Consider the following 10,422-nt stretch of genomic DNA (forward strand, 5'->3'; position numbering starts at 1 on the left):
TTTGTTCCGGCGCAGGGAAAGGAATACACCCTGTGCCATTCTTCTTATTATACAACATTTTTCGAGGATTGAAAAGCTTTTTTTGCAAATTTTTCAGCAGAGCATCTGTAAAATCACATTTTATTTATCCAACCGAGCTTGTATTTATAAGCGGAAACCACAATGTGCAGCAAGCAAAAATTTAAACTTTTTCTGTATTCCGTCGTTCCAGTTCTTCCAGAATCAGTTTATTTACCTTGTTGATATCACCGCAGCCAAGTGTGATCACCAGATCTCCCGGCTGTGCATGGTCGCAGACATACTGAACGACCTGATCGAAGTTGGCATATTTCCGTTCGTCCGTTGTTTCCGGATTGCTTTCGTCCTGCGGAAACCAGACTGCACCGGGGATCTTTTCGCCCAGCTGTCGTGTGAATATATTGTAAGTGTTCTTTTCCCGGGAACCCATGATATCCGTCAGCACAGCGCAGTCGGGGATGGATAGTGCCTCGGCAAATTCCTCCAGCAGCATGGCAGTCCGGGAGAAAGTGAAGGGTTGGAATACCGCCCATACCTTATGGAACGGCATTGCCATCGCTGCTTTCAGGGTAGCGGTCAGTTCTGTGGGATGGTGGGCATAATCGTCCACCAGGGTAATGCCGTTTACCTCCCCTTTTTTCTCGAAGCGTCTGCCTGCACCACGGAATTCAGCCAATCCCTTTGCCACATCCTCAAAGGAAACGCCTACATACATTGCCGCCGCCGCTGCTGCTGTAGCATTCAGCACATTGTGCTCTCCGGCAACATGCAGAATGATCTCACCCAGAGATGCGCCGTGGTGCATGAGTTGGAAGTGAGTCTCCAGGCCGGAAACATGTTGTATATTCGCCGGATAATAGTCGCAGTCTGGTGTTGTACCAAAGGTGATCAGTTCCTTGCCGGTGATACCTTCTACTGCCTTACAGGTATTGGCGTCGCTGCCATTGTAAATAATTGCCTTGCTCGTCAGTTCGGAGAACTTGTGGAAGGACTTGATGATGTTTTCCACTGTGCCGAAATAATCCAGATGGTCGGCATCGATATTCAGGAGCACTGCAATATCCGGGTACAGTTTCAGGAACGTATCTACAAATTCACATGCCTCGCAGGTCATAATATCGCTGGAGCCGCTTCTGCCGCTGCCATGGATGCAGGGGAGCTTTCCGCCGATAAATGCGGACAGATCCACGCCTGCTGTGAAGAGAATTTGCGTCACCATGGAAGTAGTTGTGGTTTTGCCGTGGGTGCCGGCAACGCAAATGGCATTGTCATACCAGCTGGTAACAATGCCCAGCAGTTCGCTGCGTTCCAGTACCGGCACACCGCTTGCTTTCGCAGCAATCAGTTCCGGATTGTCTGCCATAATGGCGGCGGTGTGGACGATGAGGTCTGCACCTTCGATATTCTCAGCACGCTGTCCCAAATAAACCGGGATCCCCATATCACGGACTGCCTGCAATGTTTCTGTCTCGTTGTTGTCTGAACCAGTGAGATAAAATCCCCGTGCGTGGAGGATCTGCGCCAGGGGATACATGCCGCTGCCGCCAATTCCGATAAAATGAATGTGCTTTTTTCCCTTTAAAATATCATTGTTCAAAAAAATCACCTTTTTCCTTGTTGTTTTTTTCAAATTTATGGTGTATACTGAGAGGTAACGTAATTCAAAGGAGAAGCGTTTCTTTCGGGCAGCGCTGTCTCCTTTTTTTGTTACGAAAATGTATTTCGTGCGAGTGAATAATGTACAGATAAATCACTCGCTGCAAATGGAGGAGGTCATCATATGGAAATCACAGATATCAAAATCAGACGGATCATCACCGAGGGACGACTGCGTGCAGTTGTTTCTGTGACAATTGACAACATGCTGGCAGTGCACGATATTAAGGTCGTGCAAGGAGATGAAAGACTTTTTGTGGCAATGCCCAGCCGTAAGGATGAAAATGGTGTGTTCCGTGACATTGTGCATCCCATTTCTGCTTCTGCCAGAAAGATGATGGAAGAGCGGATTCTGGAAACATACCACCAGCATCTGGCATTGGTTGAAGCCGAAGCCGAGGCAGAAGCCACTGTACCGACAGCAGATGCAATTGTATAAATTATCGTTGCTATAAGAACCGGGTCGCAGGCGAAATTGCCTGCGGCTTTTTTGTTTTGCGGAAATGCAATGAACTAAGAGTCTGTTCAGTATCTGGGCGTGCGCAGATTGCGCAGTCAGATTTTTTGGGAGATGAAGTGAAAAACGGAGGAAATCCTTTGTGGATTTCCGAGTATTTTCGCAAAATCTCCCAGAAAAGATGCAAGCAAGATGCGTGCGAAAAGATGCTGAACAGGCTCTAAAATTTACTGTTCTTTTTGTAGGAGAACATAAGTTTTCAGCAGAGCGATCTGTGTCTTGGCATCGGGGATTTCTCCACGCAGCACCATCTGCACCGCTTCTTCCAGCGGTAATTCTGTTATATCGAGAAATTCTTCTTCATCCAGATCCTGCGCTTCCGGCTCAGAAAGCTTCTGGGCAAGATACATGTGAATGATCTCTGTATCATATGCGGGTGTAGGGAAGAGTGTCCCCAGACTGGTGTATTTGCCGCAGGTGCGCCCCACTTCTTCCCGGAGTTCCCGTCTGCCGCATTCTGCCGGATTTTCGCCTGGTTCCAGTTTTCCTGCCGGAATTTCCAGTGTTACCTGCTGCATGGGGTAGCGGAATTGTTTCACCATGAGCACGGTGTTGTTTTTCGTCAGGGGCACAACACAGACGCCGCCGGAATGGTGCACGACATCACGCTGTACCAGCTGACCGTCTTCTAACTGTGCTGTGTCTTTTGTGACATAGAATACCTTTCCCTGATAGGTTTTTTCGCTTGCTTTGGTTTCTTCCTGTAAGTGCATGTGGAATCCTCCTTATTTGTTTTTTTCTTGTGCTTCTGAAATCGATTCTATATCCGTCTGTTCCTCCAAAGCTGCCAGAGCAGCAGCTTCTGCTGATTCCGGATAATCTATGCAGGAGATCACTTCATTTGCCGGCGTGCGCTTTACAATTTTATGGCAGATGAGCAAATAGCCCACCAGCAATACCACGCCGCTCAGGGTGATCCAGATTCCGGCTTTCAGTCCGGGTGTTTCGTAGGTAAACACAATTGTATTATCTCCGGCTTCCACTGGAACAGCTATGAATCCGATATCTACCTTTTCAACGGAAACAGGTTTTCCGTTGACAGTGGCACTCCATCCATCGTCATAGGGAACACTGAAAAAGACCAGGTTCGGGCTGTCCAAGGTAATGGTCGCTTCAAATCCGTCGGAGTCGTAAGAAAACGTATCACAGGCAGATGCGGCACGTTCTCCGCATTCTGCCAAATAGTCCGTTTCTGTCATACGGACATCTTTTGTAGAAAGGGGCTGCATCCAATCGCCGTACTGGTCGATCTGTTCATCCGATAAGATCAGTGCACGCATGAGTAGATTGGTACGCTGATTTTTTGCCGTACCATTCCAGGTACTTTCGGAAACATAGGTATCGAAGGTGAATCCCATGGGGACATATGCTGTGTTGCAGAATCGCTGGAATCGGTTTTCTGTGGTTTCGTATTCAAAACCGGGCAGATCGATGGTTGGTTCTGTATCGCTAAGCATCATGATCTCTTCCTGTTTGAAATAGTATTTTACAGAGAACAGACCACGCAGTGCATAATAAGAGGTATCAGCACGGGATGCCACATCTCGTGTAATACCGAGACTGTCGTAGAATTCCATGATGGATGTCGGTACAATGCTGTGAAATGTCCGCATACAAGGGAGCTTCCAGAACATGGGGTAATTGTCGCAGTTTTCGGAGATATCCACCCGGAAAAAATCATCCTCTGAAACGAAAACGGAGGTCTCCTGTTCCGGGTCAATTGCCTGATCTACGTAAGTGTGTGCACGTGTCGGTGCAAATGTACCAAAATAAACCACGGTCATGGTGCAGGCAATACAGAAACCAGTGGTGTATATCAACGTGAGCCGCATGAACAGCTTTCTCTTTTGTCTGCGGCGCAGCAGGTAGGCGCCTACCAGCAGTCCGCCTATACAGATGGCAAGCACCAGATAGAAATGCAGGGGATATTCTGCAAAGGAGAACCATTTGACTTTGTCATCTTCCTTGGTGGGCAGCAGGGAGATAAGTCCGAATGCTGCCATAAAGCCGAAGCAAATGCGGAAACCGTATTTCCACTGGATCTCCCGGTTGTCCAACGCATAGGCAGTCATCAAGGCGAGAATGAGGATGGGCATGTAAAACCATCGTGCATAATACGAGCCGTTCAGTGCATAGAATGCACTATTGAGAATGGGAACACAGGCGCAGACGGCGCAAATCAGTGTCAGCCGTTTTGCCCAGTGTCCGTCACGCTGTTTCAGGAAAGACAGGACTCCTGCCATGGAAAACAGCGGCAGATAACCGCCGATGGATGCCCACTTGGCATTGTCTGAAGAAAACAGATTGGGGCGTGCAGGAACGTCTGGGATCATGAATAGGCTCAGCAGGATTCGCCAGAGTCTGGTGCGGTCGTTGTAGGCAACCATGTCCATGCCATAGAGGTGTTCTGATACCCGGTTGTTTTCCAGGACGGCAAGAGCAGCTGGCAGCAGGATGGCACAGGCAATCATAACGCCGATGACAGCTTCCAGAAGCAGTATAAAGAACTTCTTTGGCGTAGCATGAAAGTCTTTGGAAAAACAGCGGACAGTGAAGTATAGCACCAGAAAAACCACTTGTCCTGTAAAGAAAAAATAGTTGATCATGGCGAGGAGTGCCACGGAAAGCGCAAAAACACCTCGGCGGTTCTGATTCACGCATTCTTCCATAGCAATGAGCAGCAAGGGGAAGAATGCGGTGACATCCTGGAAGTGATTGAAGAAAATATTGAACAGCTGAAACCCGGAAAAGGCGTACAGCATACCGCCGATGAGTGCGGCATCCTTATTGCGGACAAAGCGCTGGATGTAGGCGTAGGCGGTCAGCGAGGCAATGCCATGTTTCAGGCAGAGGAGAAAGGGCATGGAGAATGTCACCCAACTGCGTGGCAGGATGGTGGTGATCCAGAAAAAGGGACTGCCCAGAAGGTAAAAGGCGTAAGAGCCGATGAAGTTAGCGCCTAGATCAGTGTACCAGTTCCAGCCCAGACTGCCGCTTCGCACAGCGTCATTGGCAAGATTATAGAAGGGGATCTGCTGAGAATTATAATCACCGTAGTAGATAAAATAGCCGCCGTCTGCGATCATAATTGGTATGACAACTACAAGCAAACTGCCAAAACCTAGGAGAAATGCTAGAAGATAGCGGCGCAGTTCGTCCCGGAGGCAGGAACGGCGAAGAGTGAGATGTTTCATGGGGTGATGCTCCTTTTTGTCATTGAAAATGCACAAAACGCCGGCATTTGCATATGTTGATATAGGAATCAGATGCGGACGTTTCCGAAGTCGGAGGTAGGGCTGAGGAAAGCCACATTGGTCATGACACCTGCACTGGAAACGTCAATTAAGCCGAACGAAGGCGGATTTCCATCTCTCGGGCAGGATGCACTGCCTGGATTCAGCACATAAACGCCGTTTTCATAGGCAGACCGGGATTGGTGGGTGTGCCCATACAGGGCAATATCGCAGCCCTCTTCCCGGGCAGCCTGGGTCAGCCAATCCAGGGTATATTTGACCTGATAACGGTGACCGTGGGTGGCGAAGAGGCGATGACCTGGCATCAGGTCGATGGTTTTGCTGATAGGATAACTGCTGCCGAAGTCGCAGTTGCCCTTGACATAGTGAAACCGTCCTGTGATTTCCGGTATGGAACGCAGAAGCAGTTCACATTCGCTTTCGCCGTCTCCCAGATGCACAAAAAGATCCGCATCCAGATTACGGCGGATAATTGTTTCAAGATTGCGGTAATTCTGATGGGTATCAGAAATCACAAGAATACGCATAGGAACCTCCCAGGGGAAAATTTTTCTTTCTTTTTATTATACCACAAATCCGGCGGTATGACAACATCTTTTTCAGAAAAATACAAAGTGCAGCGTGAAAAAGGTGCCGCATGGACATATGGAAAGGAGCCATCTGATATGGACAGACAGAAATTGGACCCGAAGCAAGTTGATCAGCTTTTGGCAGCAGCTAGTAAGAAACTAGGCGTACCACCGCAGCAGCTGAAAGAGGAACTGGAATCCGGCAAATACGATAAAGTACTGAAAAATATGAATCAGAAGGATTCGGCAATGCTGCAAAAGGTACTGCAAAACCCCAAGATGGTGGAGAAGCTCATCAGTTCACCTCAAGCGAAAGCATTGTATCAAAAGCTATCAGGAAAATAAGTCACTGCAATAAATAAGGGCGAATATGCTTCGCCCTACATAAAAGAGGTGAGACAACGTGGACGATATGCTTGGAAAAATGGGTGCAATTCTGTCAGATCCTGAGAGTTTACAGCAATTGCAGGAACTGGCGCAGATGCTCCAGCAGGACGGGGAAAGCGATGGCTCTCAGGAAAATGCACCATCTGAAGAAAAAAATCACTCTGATTCTGAAAGTAGTGATAGCGGAGACAAAGGCGGCTTTGATTTCAGTATGCTGCTGCGGGTGCAGGAACTGATGGGCGCCATGCAGAACAATGACGATGACACAAAACTGCTGCTGGCATTGCGTCCGCACCTGAAAGAACAGCGCCAGAAAAAAGTAGATCAGGCAGTAAAAATGTTGAAATTGTATGCGGTGTTCAGCGCAGTAAAAGAAAATGGATTGTTACAGGATCTGCTTTGAGCACCTGTTTCATGCCGCACATGCTGTAAAGGAGGTGAGTGGATGGCACGATTTTCGCAGCAAGAACAGAATAAAATGCGCAGAGAAGCGGCACGGAGAGCGCAGGAAATGCAGCAGCGTGTACATCCGGCAATGCCTTCTGGATACAGACAGCCGTCACCTTATGCGGATTATCCGCCGGAACCGTCTGAGTCAGAACCGATACCATTACAGCCGGGCCGGCAGCAAAATTTACCGCCGCCCAGAAGAAACGGCATGTCTTTCCGCAGCGGTCTGCCGCAACTGAACCCCATGGAGATACTGTCCAGATTTGACGGAGATTCCATGTTGATCCTGGCGCTTATGGCGATGATCTATAAGGACGGCGGAAAGGAAGGATGCGACCGGAAGCTTTTGATGGCACTGGCATATTTACTGACATAAGGAGAAGAAAACCAATGGATGAGAGAATTTTTTGGATGATCTGGGGCGTGCTTGGCGGCATTATGCTGGTATATTACTTGCGCCGCAGACATCGGATCCGTTCTGTTCTTATAGGTTCTGGCAGCGGTTTGCTGGCATTGTTGCTGGTGCATTACGGCGGCAGCCTGATCGGGTATACACCGGCACTGAATGTCTTGCATCTGGCGCAGTCTGTGATCCTCGGCGTACCTGGTGTCATTTTAATGGTGGTACTGCATTTTACATGGTAGAAAAATAAACAGAAAAGGGACACCTCCGAAGAGATGTCCCCGTTTTATATGTGCGTAAGAAAAAACTTACTTCAGTTCGATAGTAGCGCCAGCTTCTTCCAGCTTAGCCTTCAGAGCTTCAGCGTCAGCCTTCGGAACTGCTTCCTTCAGAGTAGCCGGAGCAGATTCTACAACAGCCTTAGCTTCCTTCAGACCCAGACCCAGAGCTTCCTTCGCAGCCTTGATAACAGCCATCTTAGCGTCACCGAAGGATGCCAGTACAACGTCGAATTCAGTCTTTTCTGCCTCAGCAGCGCCAGCGCCTGCACCAGCAGCCGGAGCAGCTGCAACAGCAGCAGTTACACCGAATTCTTCCTGAATTGCTTCAACCAGCTCAGCCAGTTCCAGAACAGACAGTTCCTTGATATCTTCAACGAACTTCAAAACCTTTTCAGATGCCATGATAATAATCTCCTTTTTAAATCATTTTAATGTGCAGGACAAAAATTCCTGCGAAAATTATGCAGCGGATTCTTCCGACTTGCTGTCCACAACAGCCTGCAGAGTAGCAGCCAGCTTCTGCATCGGACCCTGGAGAGAGCCAACCAGCTGTGCCAGCAGAGTTTCCTTGGACGGGATCTTCGACAGCTTTGCAACGCCAGCAGCGTCATAAGCAATGCCTTCTACATAACCTGCCTTCAGGTTGAAGAAGTCCTCATGATCCTCGGCAAACTTGCCCAGAATACGAGCCGGAGCTGTCTGGTCATCGTTAGACAGTGCAACAGCAGTTGTACCGTGCAGCACTTCGTCAAATGCATCGATGCCCATGTTCTGGAATGCAAAACGCAGCATAGAGTTCTTTTCTACTACATAGTTTACGCCAGCTTCACGCAGTTCCTTACGCAGCTTTGTGTCATCCTCAACGGTGATGCCCTTGTAGTCAACCAGAACGAAAGATACGCTGTTCTGCAGCAGTTCAGTCAGAGCAACAACCTTAGCCTTCTTGCCTTCCAAAATCTTTTCACTTGCCATGAGATTTCACCTCCGATAGAAAATGTACCGTATCAGAAATCGCAATAAAAAAGCACGATCCGACTGGAATCGTGCGCTGTGTTTCACAGAAAATCATTGCACATTCCTCGGCTGGACTTACGGCAAACGCCACCAGCTGTCTTTAGAATACGATATTGTGTTTTACAACGTGTTATAGTATAGCACACTTTTCTGGGTTTGTCAAGCCTTTTTTTGAAAAAAGTCGTTTTTTTGAAGATCAAAATTTGACGGGAGATGATTTATGGAAAAATGTACATCGAATTCCTAAAAATGTATTGACCAGTGCAGTAATTAGCAAAATGATTGGGATGAGCAGTAATATATCCGCATCAAAGCTTGCAATTGCAATTGCGGCCAGGAAGATAACAGAAAAGGCTATTGTCAATACATGCTGCAAAATTACAAGAATGTGGTAGGGGAAAAAGTGCTTCCGGCTTTTGGCATAGACAATTCTGGTAATTGCTGCAAACAGAACAAGCAGAAGCGCAGCGGCAAGTGGAATACCGATATAAATGATGAATACAAATGCACCTGCAATTCCTGATAGGGAATACAGCGTGTATACAGATCCGTCAACAATCAGACCATAGCCTTCTACATCATCAATTTCATTCTGTGCAAGTGTGTCAGAAATGGAATCATGCAGGTTTGCCTTTTGATCGGCAATAGCTGTGTTGTCAATAAACAGAATAACCAGTAGAATAATGCCCAACAAAATCACAATTCCCAGGAATCCGGCTGCAGCTTTCAGGCTATAATTTGCGGCTTTTTTTGAAACTGACTGCATCATTACCTCCGATCTAAAAAAATTCAATCAAAACCCCCTCGCCGGAGCAAGGGGGTTTGGCTTTTGAGAAAGTGTAAATGCTGCTTACTTGAGGTACAGCGTAACTGATTTCAGTTCCATTGTGCCCCAGTAGCGGAATAAAGTGAAGCGATCCTGCGGATTTGTCACATCAAAAGTGATGGTATTATCTGCTTGCAGGTCAGCATGTCCGTAGGAATTCTGTACTGTCCAGTTGCCAAGAATCAATGCGCCTCCGAAGCCATAGCCAACTTCGCCTTCCAGTTCAATTACGATTTTATCAATGGATTGATAATCATAATCTGTCAGTGAATAGGATTCACCGAGGGTGACATCTGTCAAAATAATTGTATTATCTTCTGACGGAGGAGTTGTTTGCGTTGTTGTTGGCGGTGCAGTTGCGGTAGTTGTGGAAGTAGTAGTTGTCGTTGTGAGCTGTGTTGTTGTGGTAGTTGTAGAAGTGGTGGTTGTCGTTGTAGGTTGTGTTGTTGTGGAAGTAGTAGTTGTCGTTGTGGGCTGTGTTGTTGTGGTAGTTGTAGAAGTGGTGGTTGTCGTTGTGGGCTGTGTTGTTGTGGTAGTTGTGGAAGTGGTAGTTGTCGTTGTAGGCTGTGTTGTTGTGGTAGTTGTGGAAGTAGTAGTTGTCGTTGTAGGCTGTGTTGTCGTGGTAGTTGCAGAAGTGGTTGTCGTTGTGGTTACAGTTGTCTCTTCTGTTGTATCACCGCAGTGCAGAACTACAGATTCCAATTCGGTGTCACCGTACCATTTATAAAGAACCATGGAATTGTAGAATTTGTCCAGAGATACGGTTAAGGCAGTACCCGTGAGGTCATCTGCGGTGTAGTTCTGGCTCATTTCCCAATTGCCAAATGCAGCGCAGCCATTCATGCCATATTGCGGCTTACAGCTGAAAATGAAAGAAACCGCAGAAATATCTGTATCCTGATATGGTGTCAAATCATAAGTTTCGCCGATTTTCACATCGTCCAGAACAATTGTCTTTGCATCTGGATCTATTGTTGTTTTTGTAGTAGTTGTAGTGTCAGCAGGCTTTGCAGATGTTGCAGAGGAAGTAGTAGTAGTAGTAGTAGT

13 protein-coding genes and 1 other annotated feature are annotated in these 10,422 nt (G+C 47.4%); of the genes, 5 read left to right on the plus strand and 8 right to left on the minus strand.

The features are described 5' to 3' along the window. Nucleotides 1-181 precede the first annotated feature (181 nt). Entirely contained in the window at nt 182-1,615 is a 1,434-nt protein-coding gene (murC, locus tag QZ375_RS02425) for a UDP-N-acetylmuramate--L-alanine ligase (protein ID WP_295214701.1), read from the minus strand. A gap of 183 nt (nt 1,616-1,798) precedes the next feature. On the opposite strand from murC, the gene spoVG reads away from it, so the two are divergent. After that, the gene (gene spoVG, locus QZ375_RS02430) at nt 1,799-2,113 is read left to right on the plus strand and encodes a septation regulator SpoVG (protein WP_295214706.1); all 315 of its coding nucleotides are present in this window, start codon (nt 1,799-1,801) and stop codon (nt 2,111-2,113) included. A 245-nt stretch (nt 2,114-2,358) separates the two neighbouring features. Here the strand turns inward: spoVG and QZ375_RS02435 are convergent, their stop codons facing one another. The 3 genes from QZ375_RS02435 to QZ375_RS02445 form a co-directional block, all read right to left on the minus strand. After that, nucleotides 2,359-2,904: an NUDIX hydrolase gene (locus tag QZ375_RS02435; protein WP_295214708.1), complete on the minus strand. Its 546-nt coding sequence runs from the start codon at nt 2,902-2,904 to the stop codon at nt 2,359-2,361. A 12-nt stretch (nt 2,905-2,916) separates the two neighbouring features. Beyond that, on the minus strand, nt 2,917-5,385 hold the full coding sequence (locus tag QZ375_RS02440) for a YfhO family protein (protein WP_295214711.1): 2,469 nt from the start codon (nt 5,383-5,385) through the stop codon (nt 2,917-2,919). Nucleotides 5,386-5,453: 68 nt separating this feature from the next. Beyond that, entirely contained in the window at nt 5,454-5,972 is a 519-nt protein-coding gene (locus tag QZ375_RS02445; protein WP_295214714.1) for a metallophosphoesterase, read from the minus strand. Nucleotides 5,973-6,110: 138 nt separating this feature from the next. On the opposite strand from QZ375_RS02445, the gene QZ375_RS02450 reads away from it, so the two are divergent. The 4 genes from QZ375_RS02450 to QZ375_RS02465 are packed head-to-tail and all read left to right on the plus strand — an operon-like array spanning nt 6,111 to nt 7,496. After that, the gene (locus QZ375_RS02450) at nt 6,111-6,359 is read left to right on the plus strand and encodes a hypothetical protein (protein WP_295214716.1); all 249 of its coding nucleotides are present in this window, start codon (nt 6,111-6,113) and stop codon (nt 6,357-6,359) included. 58 nt (nt 6,360-6,417) lie between these two features. Then, nucleotides 6,418-6,804: a hypothetical protein gene (locus tag QZ375_RS02455; protein WP_295214719.1), complete on the plus strand. Its 387-nt coding sequence runs from the start codon at nt 6,418-6,420 to the stop codon at nt 6,802-6,804. A 42-nt stretch (nt 6,805-6,846) separates the two neighbouring features. Next, on the plus strand, nt 6,847-7,227 hold the full coding sequence (locus tag QZ375_RS02460; protein ID WP_295214722.1) for a hypothetical protein: 381 nt from the start codon (nt 6,847-6,849) through the stop codon (nt 7,225-7,227). A 14-nt stretch (nt 7,228-7,241) separates the two neighbouring features. After that, nucleotides 7,242-7,496 carry a pro-sigmaK processing inhibitor BofA family protein gene (locus QZ375_RS02465; RefSeq protein WP_295214725.1) on the plus strand — a complete coding sequence of 85 codons (255 nt, stop codon included), beginning with the start codon at nt 7,242-7,244 and terminating at the stop codon, nt 7,494-7,496. A 66-nt stretch (nt 7,497-7,562) separates the two neighbouring features. Here QZ375_RS02465 and rplL read toward each other — a convergent pair whose 3' ends face one another. From rplL to QZ375_RS02485, 4 genes are all read right to left on the minus strand, one after another. Beyond that, entirely contained in the window at nt 7,563-7,937 is a 375-nt protein-coding gene (rplL, locus tag QZ375_RS02470) for a 50S ribosomal protein L7/L12 (protein WP_295214728.1), read from the minus strand. 57 nt (nt 7,938-7,994) lie between these two features. Beyond that, complete coding sequence (gene rplJ / locus QZ375_RS02475) at nt 7,995-8,507, minus strand: 50S ribosomal protein L10 (protein WP_295214731.1); 513 nt, start codon at nt 8,505-8,507, stop codon at nt 7,995-7,997. A 37-nt stretch (nt 8,508-8,544) separates the two neighbouring features. After that, nucleotides 8,545-8,671 (minus strand) — a sequence feature (ribosomal protein L10 leader region). Between the two features lie 74 nt (nt 8,672-8,745). Further along, entirely contained in the window at nt 8,746-9,315 is a 570-nt protein-coding gene (locus tag QZ375_RS02480) for a hypothetical protein (protein WP_295214734.1), read from the minus strand. An 84-nt stretch (nt 9,316-9,399) separates the two neighbouring features. Continuing rightward, nucleotides 9,400-10,422, minus strand: a 1,023-nt coding sequence (locus QZ375_RS02485) for a hypothetical protein (protein ID WP_295214737.1), incomplete at its 5' end; no start/stop codon positions are given.

The sequence above is a fragment of the Ruminococcus sp. genome, assembly GCF_019417665.1.
Lineage (GTDB): Bacteria > Bacillota > Clostridia > Oscillospirales > Ruminococcaceae > Ruminococcus_C.

Bases quoted from the DNA above. Each gene is read 5' to 3' on its own strand.
- QZ375_RS02450 (WP_295214716.1), top strand. From the start codon at position 6,111: ATGGACAGACAGAAATTGGACCCGAAGCAAGTTGATCAGCTTTTGGCA.
- QZ375_RS02440 (WP_295214711.1), bottom strand. From the start codon at position 5,385: ATGAAACATCTCACTCTTCGCCGTTCCTGCCTCCGGGACGAACTGCGC.
- QZ375_RS02460 (WP_295214722.1), top strand. From the start codon at position 6,847: ATGGCACGATTTTCGCAGCAAGAACAGAATAAAATGCGCAGAGAAGCG.
- spoVG (WP_295214706.1), top strand. From the start codon at position 1,799: ATGGAAATCACAGATATCAAAATCAGACGGATCATCACCGAGGGACGA.
- rplJ (WP_295214731.1), bottom strand. From the start codon at position 8,507: ATGGCAAGTGAAAAGATTTTGGAAGGCAAGAAGGCTAAGGTTGTTGCT.
- rplL (WP_295214728.1), bottom strand. From the start codon at position 7,937: ATGGCATCTGAAAAGGTTTTGAAGTTCGTTGAAGATATCAAGGAACTG.
- QZ375_RS02480 (WP_295214734.1), bottom strand. From the start codon at position 9,315: ATGCAGTCAGTTTCAAAAAAAGCCGCAAATTATAGCCTGAAAGCTGCA.
- QZ375_RS02445 (WP_295214714.1), bottom strand. From the start codon at position 5,972: ATGCGTATTCTTGTGATTTCTGATACCCATCAGAATTACCGCAATCTT.
- QZ375_RS02435 (WP_295214708.1), bottom strand. From the start codon at position 2,904: ATGCACTTACAGGAAGAAACCAAAGCAAGCGAAAAAACCTATCAGGGA.
- QZ375_RS02465 (WP_295214725.1), top strand. From the start codon at position 7,242: ATGGATGAGAGAATTTTTTGGATGATCTGGGGCGTGCTTGGCGGCATT.